The organism is Lacticaseibacillus paracasei subsp. paracasei (assembly GCF_000829035.1).
In the GTDB taxonomy this organism is placed as follows: domain Bacteria; phylum Bacillota; class Bacilli; order Lactobacillales; family Lactobacillaceae; genus Lacticaseibacillus; species Lacticaseibacillus paracasei.
The window spans coordinates 1,084,825-1,104,531 of sequence record NZ_AP012541.1 but is presented as its reverse complement, the minus strand read 5'-3'; the positions used below and the strand labels follow the sequence as shown (position 1 = coordinate 1,104,531).

At 47.1% G+C, this 19,707-nt stretch carries 15 protein-coding genes and 1 pseudogene; 9 read left to right on the top strand and 7 right to left on the bottom strand.

The window, feature by feature from the left end; translation table 11 throughout:
* Window positions 1-186: 186 nt before the first annotated feature.
* The 4 genes from LBPC_RS05490 to LBPC_RS05475 all read left to right on the top strand — a co-directional run bounded on the left by LBPC_RS05490 (window position 187) and on the right by LBPC_RS05475 (window position 7,814).
* Complete coding sequence (locus LBPC_RS05490) at window positions 187-2,850, top strand: YfhO family protein (protein WP_003594131.1); 2,664 nt, start codon at window positions 187-189, stop codon at window positions 2,848-2,850.
* A gap of 664 nt (window positions 2,851-3,514) precedes the next feature.
* On the top strand, window positions 3,515-4,345 hold the full coding sequence (locus LBPC_RS05485) for a PRD domain-containing protein (RefSeq protein ID WP_003658404.1): 831 nt from the start codon (window positions 3,515-3,517) through the stop codon (window positions 4,343-4,345).
* Between the two features lie 86 nt (window positions 4,346-4,431).
* Window positions 4,432-6,285, top strand: a complete 1,854-nt coding sequence (locus LBPC_RS05480; RefSeq protein ID WP_003594127.1) for a beta-glucoside-specific PTS transporter subunit IIABC — start codon at window positions 4,432-4,434, stop codon at window positions 6,283-6,285.
* Window positions 6,286-6,365: 80 nt separating this feature from the next.
* Entirely contained in the window at window positions 6,366-7,814 is a 1,449-nt protein-coding gene (locus tag LBPC_RS05475; RefSeq protein WP_032780949.1) for a glycoside hydrolase family 1 protein, read from the top strand.
* Between the two features lie 197 nt (window positions 7,815-8,011).
* Here the strand turns inward: LBPC_RS05475 and LBPC_RS17230 are convergent.
* A pseudogene (locus tag LBPC_RS17230) lies at window positions 8,012-9,319 on the bottom strand (protein export cytoplasm protein SecA2 ATPase RNA helicase); the annotation flags it as partial.
* Window positions 9,320-9,398: 79 nt separating this feature from the next.
* Here LBPC_RS17230 and LBPC_RS05465 point away from each other — a divergent pair.
* Both LBPC_RS05465 and LBPC_RS05460 read left to right on the top strand, forming a co-directional pair.
* Complete coding sequence (locus LBPC_RS05465; protein WP_002816285.1) at window positions 9,399-9,650, top strand: IS3 family transposase; 252 nt, start codon at window positions 9,399-9,401, stop codon at window positions 9,648-9,650.
* Between the two features lie 5 nt (window positions 9,651-9,655).
* On the top strand, window positions 9,656-10,546 hold the full coding sequence (locus LBPC_RS05460; RefSeq protein ID WP_121497147.1) for an IS3 family transposase: 891 nt from the start codon (window positions 9,656-9,658) through the stop codon (window positions 10,544-10,546).
* Between the two features lie 382 nt (window positions 10,547-10,928).
* Here the strand turns inward: LBPC_RS05460 and LBPC_RS16815 are convergent, their stop codons facing one another.
* The 3 genes from LBPC_RS16815 to LBPC_RS05445 all read right to left on the bottom strand — a co-directional run bounded on the left by LBPC_RS16815 (window position 10,929) and on the right by LBPC_RS05445 (window position 14,599).
* Window positions 10,929-12,227, bottom strand: coding sequence for a zinc metalloprotease (locus LBPC_RS16815; RefSeq protein ID WP_003661224.1), 1,299 nt, complete (start codon window positions 12,225-12,227; stop codon window positions 10,929-10,931).
* Window positions 12,228-12,453: 226 nt separating this feature from the next.
* Window positions 12,454-13,368 carry a UTP--glucose-1-phosphate uridylyltransferase GalU gene (gene galU, locus LBPC_RS05450; RefSeq protein ID WP_003574465.1) on the bottom strand — a complete coding sequence of 305 codons (915 nt, stop codon included), beginning with the start codon at window positions 13,366-13,368 and terminating at the stop codon, window positions 12,454-12,456.
* Between the two features lie 157 nt (window positions 13,369-13,525).
* Window positions 13,526-14,599 (bottom strand): phosphomevalonate kinase, encoded by a 1,074-nt coding sequence (locus LBPC_RS05445; protein ID WP_003564536.1) that lies wholly within the window; start codon window positions 14,597-14,599, stop codon window positions 13,526-13,528.
* Window positions 14,600-14,977: 378 nt separating this feature from the next.
* Between LBPC_RS05445 and LBPC_RS05440 the strand changes: the two genes are divergently transcribed.
* Window positions 14,978-15,187, top strand: coding sequence for a DUF1659 domain-containing protein (locus tag LBPC_RS05440; protein ID WP_003564534.1), 210 nt, complete (start codon window positions 14,978-14,980; stop codon window positions 15,185-15,187).
* 15 nt (window positions 15,188-15,202) lie between these two features.
* Window positions 15,203-15,460 carry a DUF2922 domain-containing protein gene (locus LBPC_RS05435; protein WP_003594103.1) on the top strand — a complete coding sequence of 86 codons (258 nt, stop codon included), beginning with the start codon at window positions 15,203-15,205 and terminating at the stop codon, window positions 15,458-15,460.
* 219 nt (window positions 15,461-15,679) lie between these two features.
* Here the strand turns inward: LBPC_RS05435 and LBPC_RS05430 are convergent, their stop codons facing one another.
* Together LBPC_RS05430 and map are read right to left on the bottom strand one after the other, a co-directional pair.
* Window positions 15,680-16,741: a glycosyltransferase family 2 protein gene (locus LBPC_RS05430; protein WP_016365742.1), complete on the bottom strand. Its 1,062-nt coding sequence runs from the start codon at window positions 16,739-16,741 to the stop codon at window positions 15,680-15,682.
* Between the two features lie 278 nt (window positions 16,742-17,019).
* A complete protein-coding gene (gene map / locus LBPC_RS05425) occupies window positions 17,020-17,844 on the bottom strand; it encodes a type I methionyl aminopeptidase (protein WP_003661229.1) in 825 nt (274 codons plus the stop codon).
* A gap of 250 nt (window positions 17,845-18,094) precedes the next feature.
* Between map and LBPC_RS05420 the strand changes: the two genes are divergently transcribed.
* A complete protein-coding gene (locus LBPC_RS05420) occupies window positions 18,095-18,556 on the top strand; it encodes a flavodoxin (protein WP_003564526.1) in 462 nt (153 codons plus the stop codon).
* Window positions 18,557-18,641: 85 nt separating this feature from the next.
* On the opposite strand, the gene LBPC_RS05415 is transcribed toward LBPC_RS05420, so the two are convergent.
* On the bottom strand, window positions 18,642-19,649 hold the full coding sequence (locus tag LBPC_RS05415) for a YihY/virulence factor BrkB family protein (protein ID WP_003569796.1): 1,008 nt from the start codon (window positions 19,647-19,649) through the stop codon (window positions 18,642-18,644).
* Window positions 19,650-19,707: the final 58 nt, after the last annotated feature.

Here is a 19,707-nt window from a genome sequence, read left to right as displayed (position 1 = left end):
TACGTTTTTTTTAAAATAGCAGCCACAGCGCTTTCATTGCGCTTCCGGTCACTTTTCAGTTCAAAGACGCGTTATGATTAAGTTAATATTCAAGACTTGCTTATTTTTAAGTCAGTCATTTTTTCTGCTATCATATTGTTTATTAACTTTTGACCCTACCGAATTTTCGAAGGAGTCCCTCTCTATATGTCGCGATTTAAAAAGCATCGAACATGGCCATTATTGCTCATCAGTTTCAGCATGACCTTCACCATCAGTCTGATCGTTTTCGCCGCGTTAAAAATGGCGCCTTTTGGCTCGTCATCTATTTTGGCAAACGATTCAGCCGTTCAATATGTTGATTTCTTTACTTATCTGAAACACGCCTTAATGGGCACAGCTGGCAAAGCTTATTCTTTCTCCAACAGTCTTGGCGGCGGCATGTATGCAAATTGGACCTATTACCTGTTAAGTCCTTTCAACTTGATCTTCGTGCTTGTATCGCGCCAAGCCATTCCCGTGGCCATGTTGTTTGTGACCGCGCTTAAGTACAGCACCGCGGCACTTGCTGCGCAGGTATTGGCCAGCCATCGCTATGGCAAAAACTGGTACACCTTGGTCTTCAGCGTCAGTTACGGCCTTTCCGGCTTCCTGATTGCCAACTTTCTGAATATCATGTGGATGGACGGCGTGATTTTATTGCCGCTCGTGATTTTAGGCATTGACCGCCTCTTTGAAGAACACCGACTCATCCCCTATGTTGTGCCATTAAGCCTAAGCTTCATCACGAACTATTATATTGGTTTCATGGTCGCCATTTTCTCGGCGCTGTATTTCTGCTGGCAATGGGCGAGTCACCATCAGCCTCAACTGCTGCGCAAAATCGCGCTTTTCGTCGGCGGGTCGTTACTGAGCGGTATGATCGGCGCCATCGTCTTGATCCCCACTTATCTGGCCTTAAGTGCCTCACGTCTTTCCAGTGCTGGTGCGGATTTCACCATCAAACCACTTTTCTCGCTGATCGATCTGCCGTCAAAATTGATTCCTGGCAGTTTCAACTTTGCGCAGTTATCAAATGGCCTGCCCAATTTATACATGGGCATGATCGCCCTCTTAGGCGCTGTCTTTTACTTCTTAGCTCCAGCAATCTCGGTTCGCGAGCGTTTGATTTCCGGCGTGATGACTGTGATTCTGATGCTGTCCATTTGGCTCAACCCGCTTGTCATCATGTGGCAAGGTTTTCGCGCGCCGGTTTGGTACCTTTATCGGCATTCTTTTATTGTCATTTTTTGGTTGTTATTGCTCGGTTTACGCGGTCTCGCCAACCTGCCGTCAGTCTCACGTCTACGAATGATTATCGCCAGCGTGGTTGTCGGCGGGGTCGTCTTCATCCCAACGGCTTGGCGCATGGGCAGTCACAAGTATGTCACCTTGACCAACCTCGTCCTCGGCGGCGTCTTACTCTTAGTAGCGGCCATCTTACTGTATAGTTGGGCGCATCACCTGTTCCCACAAAAATGGGTGGTTGGCGGTCTCCTAACCTTGCTGGTGCTAGATATGGGCGCCAATGCATACGCGAGTCTCAAAGCCATCAGTTTCATCTCAAAAGCAGACTTCACCGTTACAAGCAAGGCGCTTAACGCGGCTTACACCGAAGCGAAAACACTGGCGCCAAATACTTTTTACCGGGTAAACAGTGATACCCAGCGGTCCATGGACGATCCTTATCAGTACAATTTTAACGGTATTAGCACCTTCTCATCCGTCCTCAACACTAGCACGATCAATGCGTTAACCAATGTCGGTGCCATTGGCTCAGCCGGCCGCGTGAAAAACAACGATCTGACTTGGCCGCTCGAAAGCCTGCTCGGTGTCCGGCAACTGTTGCTGGTCAATACGCAAAGCACGAAAACGACAACGCCTGAATACCAGCAGATTTCTTCTCGAATCATTGACAACCCCCGTTATGATTTACCGGCATACAAGTTGATCGGTCATAACGATTATTTCAATATTTACCAAAATCCTGATGCGCTCCCTGTGGCCACCCAGATTTATCGAAAAGTACCGACACAGGTGCAAGCTAATCCCGTACTTCAACAAAATGCCTACTTCAGCACCTTCACACCGGAAACCATCGGCGCAATTTTCACAACCACCGATTTCTCCGGCATCACCGTTGACAACGTGAAGCCGTTGACCACTTTGACAAATGCCATTGCCACCAAAAAGGATAAAAAGCTCGGCGCGACGATTACCTTAAACGTCAACCCGAGTACCGAGCAGCGTTACTTGGTCATGGGTGAAAATATGCGCAAAAACATGGCCATCAGCATCAATAATGTGCCGCTCAAAAACGATCCTGACAATGGCAGCAAAACGGTCTCATTACCTATTGACGCGGAAAAACCGACAACTGTCACCTTAACGTTCAACCGCAACATTGATCAGATTGATCTCGATCATTTTGCTTTATATACCCTCAATCGCCAACCATTCGAACAGGCGGTTGCCGCGGCAAAGCAACACGCGCCTAAGCAAGTCGTCAAAAACGGCAGCGTCACTTTAACCACCCGTCAAAACAACAGCGGCTACATCATGTTAACCATCCCCTATGAAAAAGGCTGGCAAGTTGATAACAAGCAAGTGAAAATCCAAAACTATCGCGGCTTCATCGGACTCAAAGTCCCTTCAGCAAGCCTGAAATTCACCTTGAGTTATCACACCCCTGGGATCAAAGCTGGCTGGACCGTGACAAGCCTTGGGTTAATCGGCTTAATTGCCCTCGCTTTCCTTGAATACTGGCCGCGAAACGGGAAACATGCCGTTTTGGTTAACTGGCCCGCTCGCTTTCGGAAAATGTGGCAATAACAAACTGTGCTAATCAATTCAATGCCGTGCCAAACTCCGCCATCTCCGGCCAGCTGGGGTAGCGACGCGTAGCTAGAGCGGAGACGGCGCTTTTAGCTCGCAAAAACCGCGATCTCGAAGTCGCCTAACAACATCAGCGCCAAAGCCCGTCGCTGTGCTGTTTGCACGGCTGAGCCCCATCTGGCCTACGATTGCTCCGCCTTGGCACTGGGATCTTAAATTCCGACTGCTGACAAAAAAGCTCAATTTTTCAAAGGGTAACGATTTTGTTCGAAAGCGTTCTTAAGCGATCATTCAGCCCCAAACGTGCTGAACCAGTCTTTAATATAATCACATTCATATTTATAATCTTTCCTGAATCAAAATATTAATGATTATCAGATAAAATAATAAAAATATGTGCTTTCATTCATCGAAATGGTTGCGTTTTCTATAGTCATCATGCTAAAATACATTGACCAGATAACGCATCACAAGCGCATGTTACTGCTTATGCAGGCAAGACTTGGATTATCGTTTCATCGCAAACGATTTTCTTCAGTCTGCCTGCTTTTTTGTGCCACCAAACACGCGCTTCGCAACAACTGGCACGCGTCCTTTGCAAAACTTGCGGTCAGTGGCGGCCCGCAAGTATCACACGAACGACTTATGAAAGGGGTGTCCGATGTTTCGCATCAAAAAAGTGCTCAATGTCAATGTCGTCCTCGCTGAACAGGACGGCCACGAGTATATCGCGTTTGGCAAGGGCATTGGCTATCGTCAAAAAGTGAACGCCTGTCTTCCCGACAACGCGATCTTCAAAAAATTCATGCCGCTGGATGACAGTCGCAAAAGCGAAATGATCCAATCGCTCAATAACATACCACCTGTTTACATCAGCATTACCTCACAGATTGTGACGTATGCTGAGCAGCAACTGCAGCTGTCCCTTCTTCCCAGTATCTACTACGCCTTAACAGATCATCTGGCTTTTTCAGTTCAGCGCTATCACAGCAAGCAATCACTGGGTAATCGGATTTATTGGGAAATGAAAACCTACTACCCCGAAATGTTTGCCATTGGCGAATATGGGCTGACGGTTGTCGAAGCGACCTTGCAATTGGCACTCCCACGGGAAGAAGCGGCTAACATTGCCTTCCACATCATCAATGCAACACCAGCCGCGGCCGGTAAAGCGAATATTTTGGAAGTGACCCAGCTTGTTGACAACGTCTTGCAGGCGGTGCGTGCGCTGACTGGTGGCACGATTGACACGACGAGTTTGAATTACGAACGCTTTGTCACCCATATGAAATTCTTTGCTGAGCGTTACCTTGGTGATACCATGCTCGCTGATGATGGCCAACTACTCACAAGTGTCTACACTGTGTATCCTGAAGCGGCCAAAATCGCACTTAAAGTTCAAAAAGCCATTATTGCTATCTATGACAAAGAACCGACTAAGGAAGAGTTGGCTTATCTCATTATTCATATCCACCGAGTTTTAACTAACTAGTCATCTCATGCCTTACCCCAACCATAACGCGCCCCAAGCGCAGCAACCGCGCTGGCTCGCGCTCACTATCCGAGGAGGAACACAACATGTCTGACCATCAAAAAATCACCGATCGTATCATGGCAGCGGTGGGTGGTACCAAAAATGTCAAAACACTCAATCATTGTGCGACGCGATTGCGGTTCACGCTGGCTGATAAAACCCAGTTCGATATTCAGCGACTTGAGCAAATGCCTGAAGTGCTGAGTGCCGTGAACTCAGGCGACGAATCACAGGTCGTCATCGGTGCCAATGTGACTAAATATTATGCCGAAATTACCAAAAACTATCACATCCGCGAAGCTGGTGATGGCACCAAACCCAGCGCTGATTATGAAAAGAACATTTTAAAACGGGTCCTGAATGCCATTGTCAGCATCATGGCACCAATTATCACTGTCTTGATCGCAGGCGGCATGTTCAAAGTCGTGATCGCGATTCTCGCCTTGTTCGGCCTTGATCCTAAAGGTGTTCCCTACTTAACCTTGAGCTTCATGGCCGACGCGGCCTTTTACTTTCTGCCATTCATGCTCGCCGTCAGTGCCGCCAAAAAATTCAACACCAATACTTACTTAGCCATGATGATGGCCGGCGTCCTGCTACACCCGAACTTCACCGCGATGGTCGCAGCCGGCAAACCCATCGCCTTGTTTGGCGCACCAATCCGCCTCGCTTCATACGGTGGCAGCGTCATCCCCATCATTCTGATCGTCTGGTTCATGAGCTATGTCGAACGATTCGCCGAAAAAATCGCACCGACCATTATCAAAACCATGCTCAAACCATTATTAGTCGCGCTGATAACGGCCCCCGTCGCCTTAATTGTCATTGGCCCGATCGGTAGCTTGCTAGGAGATGGCCTCTACACTGCTGTCACCTTCATTAACCAACACACCCCATGGCTGGTACCAACCGTTGTCGGTGCCTTCACCCCGCTGCTCGTGATGGTCGGGATGCACGTTTCCTTGTTGCCGCTAGCAACGCTGTCAATCACCAGGTTCGGCAGCGAAACCATCATGGGCCCCGGGATGCTCGCCAGCAATATTGCCCAAGCCGGTGCTGCAGCCGCCATCGCCTTCCGTGAAAAGCAGGCACGTGGCCGCCAGATCGCGCTTTCTGCCAGTGTGACCGCCTTGTCAGGCATCACCGAACCGGCGCTTTATGGGGTCACCTTGAAATACAAACGGGCTTTAACCTGCGTCATGGTCTCAGGCGGCTTGGCTGGCCTTTTCGCTGGACTCACTGGTCTCGTGCGCTACTCGTTTGGCTCACCCGGCATTTTCACCTTGCCAGTTTTCATCGGCAATAATCCCGCCAACTTCCGCAACGCGCTTTTCACTGTTGCCATTGCGTTCGGTCTAACCTTTGTCTCAACCTATCTCTTTGCCATTGTCGAGAAAAAGACCCCTGCCGACACGAACGAGCCAGCCATCAAGTGCCAAAGCCTGAAAAGTGTGGTTACTGGAAAACTGATTCCCCTCAAAGATGTCAATGATGATGTTTTTGCTTCCGGCTCCCTCGGCCATGGCGTTGCAATTGCTCCGGAAGACGACCTCATCGTGGCCCCAGTAGATGCTGTCGTGACCATGACCTATCCCACCGGCCACGCCATCGGCCTCACCACAGCCACCGGTCAAGAAATTTTGATTCATGTTGGGATCAACACCGTTAAAATGAACGGCCGCGGCTTTAAAACGCTGGTCAACACAGATCAACACGTCACTGCTGGCGAACCGCTTATTCAAATTGATCTGAAACTGATCGAACAGGAAGGCTTCGATCCAACGGTTATGGTGTTGTTGCTAAATACGCCAGCTGACCGGATTACCATTCAAGAAAAAGCGACTGTGACGACTGACGACCACTTGTTAAGCGTCACCCAAGCCGTTTCAGAAGCGTAAGACAGAGCGTGAACAGCCGCGGTCAGAAGCCACCTTATGTGCAGGCTTCTGAGCCAGTGAACGCGTTAAGGAGAAAAATTATGACAAACCAACAATTCCCCGAAAATTTCCTCTGGGGCGGCGCTACTGCCGCTAATCAACTTGAAGGCGCCTACCAAACTGACGGCAAAGGGCTCTCAACTAGCGACCTGCTACTAGGCGGCGATGTCAACACCCCGCGTAAAACGACCCGTGAGTTAGTCCCTGATGCCTTTTACCCAAGTCATGAAGCCATTGATCATTTTCACCGCTTCAAAGAAGACATCGCCTTGTTTGCCGAAATGGGCTTCAAGCTCTATCGGTTCTCCATTGCCTGGACGCGTATTTTCCCAACCGGATTAGAAACCGAGCCAAATGAGGCCGGTTTGGCGTTCTACGATCAAATCATTGCGGAACTCAAACGCTACAACATCGAACCTTTGATTACGATTTCCCACTTCGAATCGCCAATCGGCTTAACAAAGGCCTTCAATGGCTGGGCGGCTCGCGATATGATTGCCGCTTACGTCCGGTTTGCCAAAGTCATCATCAACCGCTATCACCAAGACGTCAAATACTGGCTAACCTTCAACGAAATTAACATGCTCACTCGTCCCATGGGTGCCTATCTGGCAGGCGGTATGTATGTGGACGATTCTGATCGCTTCATCAGTCCAGATGTCGACTCCGAACAGCTGCGCCTGCAAGCACTACACCACCAATTCGTCGCCAGTGCCTTAGTGACCAAGTTTGCCCACGAGCTCGATGCAAGCTTGAAAATTGGCTGCATGCTGGCTTATCGCATGTTGTACCCATTAACCAGCAAACCGACTGACATTGCGCTCGTCCAAACCGCGACAGAATTTAATAACTTCTACTGTGGCGACGTACAGGTAAAAGGCCGCTACGCCTACTTTGCCAAGCGCTATTGGCGTGATCACGACATCCAGCTAGATATCAGCGCTGACGATGAGACGATTCTTGCGGCTGGCACCGTTGATTTCTACACCTTCTCCTACTACCAATCCAGCACCATGACCACCACGGGTGAAGGCAAGCAAGCAGGCGGCAACTTCTTCAGCGGCGTCAAAAACCCCTATCTTGATCGTAGCGACTGGGGCTGGGAAATCGATCCACGTGGCCTGCGCACAGCACTCAATCAAATTTATGATCGCTACCATGTACCATTAATGGTCGTCGAAAACGGCTTCGGGACGCGTGACGACCTGATCGAAAAAGACGGCAGTAAAACCGTCGAAGACACCGAACGTATCAACTACTTGCAAGCCCACATAGCCGCCATGGCAGACGCGATTCAAGATGGCGTTGATCTTATCGGCTATACCTCGTGGGCACCCATTGATCTCGTCTCTGCCAGCACAGGTGAAATGGCGAAACGATATGGGTATATCTTCGTTGATAAACATGATGATGGTAGTGGTACTTTGGCGCGCTATCGAAAGCAGTCGTTTTATTGGTATCAGCAGGTTATTCAGCAAAACGGTTTGTAATAGCAACTGTTTTTAATGCAACCTTGCTTATTCTCGATTTTCCGGGACGAACAACAAAATGCAAACAGCCGCTCATTCTCTGACTTGATGCCAGAAGATAAGCGGCTGTTTTTATTGATATCCCATCATCAAAAGTGTCTTTAAAGACAACCGTTTTGTTTCAAACCATTGTGTCACTCAATGGCAACCGGCTTTTATCAAGGTGCTTTGACAAGTGTCCAAGTAGCAGTTGATTGGTAAGTACCGGGTTGAATCGATGCGGTTTGAGGAATCTTCAAAGAAGTGTCGGTTGACGTTGTTGTCGTCACATTCTGAGTTGCGCCATTGTAAAGCGTCACCGGCTGACTATCATCCTTTGCTGCCATCGTGGTTCCATCCGCAAAATGCAAGGAAAACGCAGCAGTCCCACCAGACGATCCACCAAGATTGCGTTGCGTTGTCATATTTTTAAACGGCGAAAATTGAACGTTCAAACGCCATTGACTACCACCACTAGTAATCGCCAGCACACCGGCATTATTGCCATCCCAATTTACGGAATTCACCATCTTGCTTGGCGCATATTGCATCATCACCCCACTTGCCTTGTAAAAATCGGCAATAGTTGGGTTTGTGCCTGAACTTAAAGCAAATTGCAAGTTGGGAACTGCGTGCAGTTCGGGATTTTTAGCTGTGATGGTTAGTGGCGCAATGTTTGTGTACCAAGAAAATGCACTACTTGTCCCTTTATTGAAGGTAACAACCAGCTGGTAATACAATTTTCCCTGTGGTGCCTGAACATTCTGCCATTGTAAGGTATCTGTATTTTGAACTAAATGCTCACTTGTCGATGGCGTGTATTCAGTCGTCCCTGTCTGATCCTTATAAATAAACCATCTAAAATCCGGGTTTGAAGGATATTGAACACCGTTCAATGCATCTGGTTTGACATTAAAGTTTTCTCCCCGTTGCACTGTTATTGGATAAACGCCGCCAAGGGTTGCAGATGCTGTTCCCTCAACTGTAGAGTGATCGGAATTTGTTGCTGTCGCTGTCAAGTTAATCGGTGTGCCAGAATCATTTTGCAGGACTGCATCTCTTTCATTAGCTGGTGCCTTTGTCGTAAAACTGGTTTTCTGGCCGCTTGTACTCGAAAAAACACCAAACTTAGGATCAGATGGATTCGCACGCCAGCCTATAGTTGCCGTGCTATTCGTTGGCATTGGCTGCGCGTTTAAACCAATTTGCTGGCCCCACAAAACACTTTTTTGATTTGCGGTAACCACTAAGCCTGTCGCATCAATCGGTTTAGGCACAACAGTAATCGCGAAAACATCACTATACACTGTTTTGGGACTACCGTTATTATAGGTAAGCTTCAGCTGATAATAGTAAGTCCCAGATGTTGTTGGCACTGATAACTTTGCAGTTGCATTTGTTGACGGTTGATTTGATCCAACACTCAGATTGCCACTACCTACATCTGTAAAACGATTCGGCCACCCGTTGGAATTATTGTACTGTTGGATGTAAGCTGATTCCTGAGACAACTTTTAAGAGAGGGTATAATGAATAAATCGTCTCTCAAAAGGAAGGAATTTTTACATGCCAACTCGTTACGACAAAGAATTCAAACAAAACATTATCAACCTATATAAGCAAGGCGAATCAGCTGCTCAACTGGCCAGAGAATATGGCATTGGCTATTCAACAGTTCATAAGTGGATCCAGGGCCAGGCCAAAACTCAATCCGGTAAATCGCCAGACGAAATCAAAGCGATGGAAAAGCGACTGGCTTCGCTGTCTGAGGAGAACGAAATCCTAAAAAAAGCCCTGGGCTTCCTTGCGCAGAAGTAACCAATATCTTTGATTACATTCACCAAGAAAGCCATCACCACCAGGTAACCAAGATGTGCCGAATCCTCGGTGTTTCCAGAGCTCAGTATTATCGTTATCGATCCCCCAAAACTTCAAAACGCCGGGCCGAAGATGCGGACTTGAAACAACGGATTCTGCGGATCTTTGCGGAATTTAAGCAGCGATACGGTGTTATGAAGATCCACCATGAATTGAATCTGGAACTTCAACCACTGCAGCTTCGGTGCAGTCCACGACGGATTTCCCGGCTCATGAAGGAACTGGATATCCACTCCGTTACCGTCAATAAGTGGAAAGCGGCTTCGGCTTCCAAAACCAAGGTTGAACAGCGTCCCAACTTGCTTAAGCAGGATTTCTCGACCACTGGTTTAAATCAAAAATGGACCGCTGATATGACCTATATTCAAACGAAGCGTAATGGCTGGTGTTACTTATCAACCATCATGGACCTGCACTCACGACGGATTATCGGCTATTCGTTCTCAAAAAAGATGGATACTGATTTAGTCTTAAAGACCCTTGAAAGCGCGGTTAAAAATCGAACCATTACTGGGGACCTGATTATCCATACGGATTTAGGATCACAGTATACCAGCGATAATTACAATCAACGTTTAACTGAACTACATATCCGCCACTCATACAGCCGTAAGGGTTGTCCGTATGATAATGCGCCAATGGAATCCTTTCACGCTTCCCTCAAAAAGGAATGTGTTTATCCAGTGCCGGTCTTTGAAGATTATGAAACTGCCGCTGCCGTCCTTTTTGAATATGTGCATGCTTTCTACAATAGGAAGAGAATTCATAGTTCACTGGGCTACCAGACCCCCTTACAAGTTGAAATTGCAACACTTACGAGCCAAATGGCCGCCTGATTTAATGCTTTCCAGGGTTCAAATAAGTTATTAATCGCGATTAATGATTTATTTGAGCTGTGGAAGGTAAACGCGGTCCTGAATGTCTCTTAAAATCTGTCTCAAATATTGACTTCAATCCAACCTTAGTAAAGTCACTCCAAATGATAAAGTATCTGTCACCAACATGAATTTGATAAGCATGTCCCTCACCAGCATTTGTGATAGTTGTCAGAGCTTGCTGCTTTGGACCAATCAAATCTGTACTTAGGACGTCCGGAGTGTTGACATTATCGCGATACACATCACCAGTAATAATGACGCGACTATCGCCTCAATAATGTAGTACTGATTATCCACTTTGATCTAATAATACCTCGTCAATAAAAAGCAACAGCCCGGCTTAATTTACTACTTTGGTAAAATCACTTGAAATAATCAAGTATCTGTCACCTACATGTATTTGATAAACATGAAAGCCATTTACCTTCACATAAGTGGTTAAGACTTCTTGTTGAGTGCCTGTCAACAAAAGTGCGTTCGTTGTACTGATACGTCCAACACCCACTTGGTAAACATCTTCATTACCTGTAATTTCAATTGTTTTATGAGTAAGATCCCGTGATACTAAACGAGAATCATCCTTGAATAGTTTACTGATTAAGTCGGTATCTAGGACATCCGTCGTGGTGCCGTTATCGCGATACGCATCTCCAGTAATGATGACGCGACTACCGCCGCCAATAATGTAATATTGACTGCCAACTTTGATCTGATAATACCTTTGGGAACCAGCACTCATGTAGCCAGTTACAATTGGCTGCTTCGTTTTAGTCAAATTGAATGAGTTCGTGGTGCCAACTTGGCCTCGCCCGACTTGATAGACATTTTCGTTGCTGAGAATTTCTACGGTGCCACCATTAAAGTTACGTGTCGCCAAGTGATCAACACCTAGTACTAGTTGTGCAACTCGGTCAGTGGGCAATATTTCCTCAGTTGTGCCAGCATCGCGATAAGCACTGCCATCGGTCATGTTCGGAATCGTGATCGGCTTCGATCCTGGGTATAACTGATCCAAGTCTTTCAAGATCGCGCCAACGGCATTCACATTATAGTCAGGAATGGCCGGTAAAATGCCATTTGCCAGTTCAGCCGCACCACTCGTTCCCATCAGTGCGCCCGGATCATGATTGAGACCTAATGCATGTCCCATTTCGTGACTGGTCGTTGAAACAGCTTGAACAAAACCTTTTTGTGAACTAGCAGCATCTAACGTGGTGTTAGCGATTTTGATGATATTCTGCCAAGTTTCATATACATAGCCGTCGTAGCCTGTTACCCCACCAATACCCGCCGGTAAATCTGCAGGTTCAATGACGACATCCGCATCGGCTTTAGCAACATGCGCCTCTTGATAACTCATAATCAAGTTAATCCCGACTGCCTTATTCCAATGCGCAGCAGCAGCCGCGATCACATCTTTTTGCTTCACAGCATCTGCATCATAAATCATGGTGCCATTTTTATTGATTGTCGTAATAGTCGATAGCACACTTGGTTTAGCATTTTCTGGCTCATTCTTGTAAAAATCGGCGTTTCTTGTGAACTTAACCCTTGCATCCACTTGATTGGCTGTACTAAATGCACCAAAACTTATTGCGATAATCAGTGCTGATAACAAAGTCTTCCAGAACTTTTTCATGATCCTCGCCTCCTATATGTTATTTTAACGCTATAGAAAACGGTTTCCAATATTGAACTGTTTATAATATCGATTTAATTGTCATTGCTTTACTAAATACTTGAAACCATTTTATAGCATTATTCCTGTGTCCTAAGCGCAAACAAACAGAGCTGTCTGATCGAACACTCATCTGTGTATCGTCAAACAGCTCTGTTATTGACAGTTGAACTTTTATGTTATGAATTTACTTCTTATTTGCCGGCTTCCCCACAGGCTTATTTGCCTGCAGTTTTGACGCCAAGTCAAGAATATAAGCACGCAGCTCATCCTTCACTTCTGGGTGGGTCAAGCCGTATTCGATGTTGGTCTTCACATAGCCAAACTTATTCCCAACGTCATAACGATCGCCGGTGAATTCATGGGCGAAGACACGCTGGGTTTGGTTCAAGGTGTCGATGGCATCGGTGAGTTGAATTTCGTTACCCTTACCAGGTTTTTGATTTTCGAGAATATCAAAGATCTCTGGTGTCAACAAGTAACGACCAATGATGGCCAAGTCACTTGGTGCATCGGCAACCGCTGGCTTTTCAACAAATTTCTTGACGTTGAAGAGTCCCTTTGAAACTTCTCTTTCAGGGTCAATAACGCCATAAGCTGAAACTTCGTCATGTGGCACTTTTTTAACGGCAAGGATGGATGCGTGGGTCTTATCGTATTCGTTAATCAGCTGCTTGGTCAATGGTACCTTGTCATGCATCAGGTCATCGCCGAGCATGACAACAAATGGTTCGTCGCCAACAAATGACTTCGCCAAACGAACGGCATCCCCAAGACCGCGCGGATATGGCTGGCGAACGAAGAAGAGATTAACGCCGATGTCAGTGGTGGAGTGAACCAACTCCAACAAGGCATCTTTATGTTTTTCTTTCAAATTCTGTTCCAATTCAGGAGCAGAATCGAAATGGTCCTCAATAGAACGTTTTTGTTTACCCTCAACGATCAGAATGTCTTCAATCCCGCTGGCCTTAGCCTCTTCAACGATGAACTGAATGGTTGGTTTATCAACGATTGGTAACATCTCTTTGGCTAAAGCTTTAGTTGCTGGCAGAAAGCGGGTCCCAAGCCCGGCTGCCGGAATGACTGCTTTACGAACTTTCACGTGTACACAAGTCCCTTCTCTTACTAATTTGACTACCTACTACACTATACTAGAAACCGCTTGCGAAAAGTATTGGAAATCCTGAATTCTAACAAAGAATTCACATTTTCATCGCTGAAAATAAAAAACTCGATCACCATTAGCAATCGAGTTGTCTTTAATCATTAATTTCATGCACATTAAATTTCAGAGGCTCGATATGATGGTCGCGCCAAGCCGCAAGTAGCGGTTTGATGGCTTGATGAGAATCAATCAAGACGATCCCGCAATCACCGCCACCGGCACCTGAAGATTTTGCCGCGCCGCCTGCTTGTTCAGCTAGTTCAACAAGTTGACGTAATGCTGGTGTTTGGATCGCAACCCCCGAGAAATGAGCTAATTCATCCAACAACTCACGGTTGCGGCGAATACCAGCTTGAATACTGCTCAACGAACGGTTGCGGAACCCATCAATTAATTTTTCTAAGGTTTCACGGCTAGCAGTCAAGAAGTCACGGTAAAGTTGTGGCTTCTTCGCTTTGGCCAGCGTAATTTTGTCGACCAACTGAGAAGTTGAAGCTGGTGAACCTGTCCAGCCAACCAGCAACTGCATGTCAGCCGGAGCTGTCAGCAATTCAATCGACAACTCTGGCCAATCAGTGTTAATCAGGTCGGCTAGTGACATCTGGTTTCGTGCTGCCGCCAACCACGCTTTATCAAACGAACGGTAGGCAATCCATCCCCCATAGACAGATGCTGCAATGTCACCTAAAGAGCCATTGCCCTGTACGTCTAGATGGGCAATGGCAGCCAGCTTGTAGATCTGATCCTTCGACATTTTCAAGTCGTAAAACTTGGCTAATGCCTTAATCGTGGCAACAGTCACCGCTGCTGAACTGCCTAGGCCATACTTCTTCCCATCCTTGGCGTCCAGCTGCGAATCAATATAGAGCTTATATAACGCGAGCGGTTTGTCTAACTCTCGAGCGTATTGTTCAGTCAATTTGATTGCCGAGAGAATGTAATGAAACGGATTATCCCGATTATCAAAGACCATCTCGTCGCCTTGACGCTGCCAATACAGCGAGTTTTCCTGATACTGCTCGGACACGATACTGCCGAAATGCTTCGTTGCCTCAACCGTGACGGTGACGAATTGATCTAACGCCACAATGATTGCGGGGAAGCCAGTTTCAACCACCGCGTATTCACCGGCAACATAAAGCTTGCCTGGCGCCTGCGCTGTTATCACACAATCAGAACCCTTCAATTTTTCATTTATATAGGACCCCAGAGGGAATCCGACTGTAAGTATAGCTGACCTTACGTCACAGTGACGTAAACCAACAAAAACCTTACTATTTCTAAAGAATCACCTTAATTATTTTAGCAGAGATTCAACTTTGTGCAATGGTTTCCGAATTTTCGATCATTTAGGGTTGTCAAATCGAAGGGTTCACCGATTTGTATAAGTGTAAGGCAAAAAAATGTCTTACGATGCCATGGCACCTTTTGATCCACCTAGTTGTATTTTAAATACCGCGTGACCTGACTTTGGCCAAGTCTAGTCACACAGTTGCAATTGACGATGAAAAGCGCACGCAAGCGCTGAAAACAAGGAGGAAGCAACATGCCACGAACAATCAAAGCACAAGCCATTGTCTATACGATGATCGACCCAGAGAAGGAGGATTACAAACAAGTCCGGCGCATGAACAACGTCGCGCTTGAAGCTGACGATGGTCAATTACTCGCGATCGGCAGTGCCTTCGCTAGTTTGTACCCGGGTACTCAACTGCACAGCACGGTCTTGCAACAGCAAACCGAACTGAACGCCTAAACGGAGGGCTAACTTATGAAAACACTTTCTTTCAGTTTCAAATCTTCACTTGGTAAGACCACCAGTATTCGTTTAAACAAGTACGAAGCTGACGTAACGGCGGACCAGGCCAAACAATTCGCGCAGGTTGTCGCTGATGCTAAGGCCTTCGTCAAGGATGGCGTCAACCTGTACGCGACCCCGACAGGCGCCAAGATGACCGAGACACAGGTTACTGAAATCTACCATGTTGATGAGAAGAAGGAACCACAACCTGCAGAACCACAGGCATAACTGAATAACCGCCACCTGCTGAAACCCCCATCAGCACTTTTTCGATGATCGCTAGGAAGCCGCCACTCGCAAAACACGTGAGTGGCGGCTTTTTTTGTGCGAGTCGCTTAGAAACAAAAGCGTAAGTTGCCTCAGCGCTTAGCGACTGTGTCTTAGTCATTGAACGCTGAGGTCACTCATGCGAAATATTGCTGCGGCTGTGAGTGCGTTTGTCCCTCACTAAGATTCTCTTTTCACATCTTCTGGATCATCATCCGCCTTAGCAAGCTTATTCAAGTCATCGAAGGTCGGCAAGCCCAACAGCTGCGACCATGCGCGCAATCTGCCTGTCAGGCTCGTTTTGTTGGGCTTGTCTGGATTTTCTGTCGCTAAATCGTTGACATCGCCTGCCGAGATGACATCTTGAAACTCGCGGGTATATTGCCCCAGTACCATCCCCAGCTGACGGACATAACCCCAATTTTTAACAAGCTGACGTGGTGACATTTTTGATAACACAAATAGACTCAGGGCCGCATAACGGCGCACTGCCAGCGAGGTCAATTCCGGTTTTTCGCGGGCAAGGGTCAAGAAAACAGCGCCTAGTTGATGGATCGCCTCTAGGTCGCGTTTTTGAAACTTGGCATGCACACTGCTGGTCGCATTGAACCGGTAATAATACCGAGGTTCGTCAATGAAGCCGATTTGATCAATTCGCGGCAAAAGATGGCCGATAAAGTAAGCATCCTCTAACAAATTGAAATTCGCGACAGGCACCGGCTGTTCGAATAACTCGGCACGGAATAATTTATTCCACAAATAACCGCGCAAATCCCGATCCTCTAGCCAATAGCGATACTTGTCATCGCCTTCGATTTTAAATGTCGATTCACGAAACGCGCGTGCCTTCATCTTCGTACTGCCAATGTAGTTGTAATAATTGACGACCACCATATCGACCCGTGGTGCCTTCATCCCGTCTGCCATGGTGGATAGCCACTGCGGATGAACAAGATCATCGCTATCCATAAACGTGATCAAGTCCCCGCTGGCATGATCAATCCCAATTTGCCGAGCCCGTGCTTGACCGCCATTTTGAACCCGCACAACGTGAATTCGGGGATTTTCTCGCATATAAGCCGCCAAGATAACTTTACTGGTATCCATGGACCCATCGTCTACACAAATAATCTCATAATTCGGATAATCCTGTGCCAATAAACTGTCCAAGGCCTCTGCGAGATACTTCTCTGCATTGTAGACTGGCATGATAACCGAGATCAGCGCTTCAGGATCTGCCATATACTCCCTCTTTTCGTCCTTTCCTTTAGTATAACGTGAACTGGTTTGATTAAGTACCATTCGTTTGTAAGTTGCGATAACGCGCGAATCAGCCCAGAAACCTGCGTGTAAGGACCTTGATCGCAATGGTCAAAGCCCGACCATCACGATCAAGGCCACTTACACTCCGGTTTCTAACCGGGCTGATTCGCGCTCACATACAAAACGGGGTGAGCAATCGTCATCGCCACCCCGTTTTTTCGTGCCCTATTGTTTCTGAATGATCGCGTTGGCCGCTCTTATTCAGGAAGTGTTTTAAGATCGGCCTTGGTTAACTTGTACTTCTCGTCAATGGCATCGCCTTGAGAAGTCAAAATCTTCGGGCCGTTATCTGTGATGACCAGCGTGTGCTCGTACTGGGCACACTTGCTGCCGTCAGCAGTGACGTAGTATTCCCAAGTATCGCCTGGGACTTGTTTACCCTTGATCTTCCAAGTACCTTCAGTGATCATCGGCTCGATCGTAATGGTCATGCCGGCTTTTAGTCGTAAACCATGACCTGGCACGCCATAATGCGGCACATTAGGACTTTCGTGCATGGTTGGCTGAATGCCGTGGCCAATAAGCTCACGGACATCGCCGTAGCCGTTATCATCTTCGGTGTAAGTCTGAATAGCAGCGCCAATGTCACCGATCCGATTGCCAACAACTGCTTCATCAATCCCTAAGTACAGGGACTTTTTGGTAACGTCCATCAGCTTCTGGTCAGCTTCTGACACCTTGCCAACGCCGTACGTCCAGCAAGAATCGCTGAAGTAGCCATTCCAGCTGACAACCGTGTCAACACTGACAACATCGCCATCTTTGAGTTTCAGGCCCTTACGCGGAACCGCATGCGCAACTTCATCGTTGATGCTGACACAAGTCACATACTTATAACCTTCAAAACCGACTTGTTCGGCCTTGGCGCCATGAGATTCAAAGAATTCTTTGGCGAACTTTTCAATTTCCCAGCTTGAGATGCCTGGTTTGATAATATCGCGCAGGCCAAGGTGCATACCTGCCAAAATGGCACCGGACTTTGCCATGCCTTTAATTTCTCGTGCTGATTTGATCGTGATCAAGCTTTTCTGCCTCCAATACAAGTTTAGCTCGCAATTAGTGTAGCATTAATCAGGGATAAACAACAGAAGTCTGAGAATGGTTGGTTAAACAGTGTCGGTGTCGGCTATGACATCAGGGATCTTTGGCCTTTTCGATTCACATCCCCAGAGTCGTGTCCCCTATGCTATAATCAGGCAAATGAACAAGAAAAGGCAGCCTCGCCGACGTGTAAGCCCCCGAGCGCTGTGTTTTAGGAGGAATAAGAGAAAAATGGCAAGCGCAAGGATTGTATATGCCAGTTTGACCGGCAACAACGAGGATATCGCTGGTATTATTGAAGAAGCTTTTGAGGACTTAGGGGTGGACGTGACGACAACGGAAGTTTCTCAAGCGCTGGCCAGCGATTTTGAAGATGTCGATATTTGTGTCACCGCGACTTACACCTATTCAGATGTCGGTGATGGCGAGTTGCCTGATGAAGCCGTTGACTTCTATGAAGAGTTGCAAGAACTCGATCTTAAAGGTAAGGTCTACGGTTGCTGCGGCAGCGGTGATCGCTTCTATGATGACTTTGCCACTTCAGTAGACGACTTTGACAAGGCTTTTGCCAAGACCGGAGCCACGAAGGGTGCAGAAGACGTTAAGATCGATCTCGCCCCTGAAGAAGACGATATTAAGCACCTAGAGGCCTTTACCAAACAACTTGTTGAAAAGTATCAGGCATTGCAATAAAACCGTTTAAAGCAAAAGGACTTGCGCTCTCAGATGAACGCAAGTCCTTTTTTGCTGCTCTCAGCCATGGTTGCTCACTCAATGACTAGCTTTTCGCTTCTTTTTCTTCGTGTGGTGTCCGCACGCGACGTTTGACGAAATCATGCACTTTGCCTTTACTGCCATGCAGTCGGCCAATGAAATACTCAGCGGTGAGTGCATTGATGACGGCGCCCCACAACAGCACCAGTGCGGAGAAGTTAAGCCATAACATGATCGCGATGAAGGTGCCTATCGTGCCATAGGACAGATAGCGTGTCCCAAAATATTTCATGTATAAGGAAAACGCCTGGGCAATTAACAGCCAACCGGCGACCGTAAAGGCGGTGCCTGGTAAGACTGTCCACATCCGGATTTTGACGTTCGGCAGAAAATAATTTAAAAACATAATAATGACAAAAAGCGCCGTAATCGTCACTGGCCAACGTAGGGTATTAAATGTTCGCAGCCAGTCATCGTTGAGACGAAGCAGTGGGATCAGCCATTCCAGAAACTGGCGGCCAAATGCGAAAACAATCAGAATGGCGCCCATCACAATGATGAGTGTGAAGGTCATGAGCATCGATAATAAGCGTTGAATAATAAAATTTTGCGATGACTCGACGCCGTAAATTTGATTGAAGCCCATTTTCAAACCATTCACGCCTAAACTGGCCGCCCACAAAGTCGCAACCGCCCCAATTCCCAGCAAACCGCCACTGCTGGAATCCAACAGATTGGCGATCACTGGGTCCAACCAATTCATGACATTGGATGGGATTGCCTGTGTCAAATAGGCAGCAAGGCCTTTGTATGTTAAGCCAAAATAAGGCAATGCATTGGCGACAAACAAAATCAATGGGAATAAGGACAGCAAGGTATAGTACGCCAAGGCAGCAGCACTTTGGCCGATGTTCGATTCGGTGATCCGATTGATGGCAAGTTTAACAAACACCCGCATTTTGGTGCGGCGTGGCAACGCCAAATCTGCCAATGCTGCACGCCCGGATTGAATCGCGACTTCTTGTTCGGCGGAAAGCAGCGGCGGCTTTTTTTGATGTTGTTTGCGAGCCATAATCACTTGCATCCTTTCTGTGACGCCCTGCTCTTCAGGCATGTCATTAAGTTAGGTG

Coding starts and splice junctions, on each gene's coding strand:
- LBPC_RS05435 (WP_003594103.1), top strand. CDS start 15,203: ATGAAAACACTTTCTTTCAGTTTCAAATCTTCACTTGGTAAGACCACC.
- LBPC_RS05490 (WP_003594131.1), top strand. CDS start 187: ATGTCGCGATTTAAAAAGCATCGAACATGGCCATTATTGCTCATCAGT.
- LBPC_RS05475 (WP_032780949.1), top strand. CDS start 6,366: ATGACAAACCAACAATTCCCCGAAAATTTCCTCTGGGGCGGCGCTACT.
- LBPC_RS05485 (WP_003658404.1), top strand. CDS start 3,515: ATGTTTCGCATCAAAAAAGTGCTCAATGTCAATGTCGTCCTCGCTGAA.
- LBPC_RS05415 (WP_003569796.1), bottom strand. CDS start 19,649: ATGGCTCGCAAACAACATCAAAAAAAGCCGCCGCTGCTTTCCGCCGAA.
- LBPC_RS05465 (WP_002816285.1), top strand. CDS start 9,399: ATGCCAACTCGTTACGACAAAGAATTCAAACAAAACATTATCAACCTA.
- LBPC_RS05480 (WP_003594127.1), top strand. CDS start 4,432: ATGTCTGACCATCAAAAAATCACCGATCGTATCATGGCAGCGGTGGGT.
- LBPC_RS16815 (WP_003661224.1), bottom strand. CDS start 12,227: ATGAAAAAGTTCTGGAAGACTTTGTTATCAGCACTGATTATCGCAATA.
- LBPC_RS05420 (WP_003564526.1), top strand. CDS start 18,095: ATGGCAAGCGCAAGGATTGTATATGCCAGTTTGACCGGCAACAACGAG.
- LBPC_RS05430 (WP_016365742.1), bottom strand. CDS start 16,741: ATGGCAGATCCTGAAGCGCTGATCTCGGTTATCATGCCAGTCTACAAT.
- LBPC_RS05440 (WP_003564534.1), top strand. CDS start 14,978: ATGCCACGAACAATCAAAGCACAAGCCATTGTCTATACGATGATCGAC.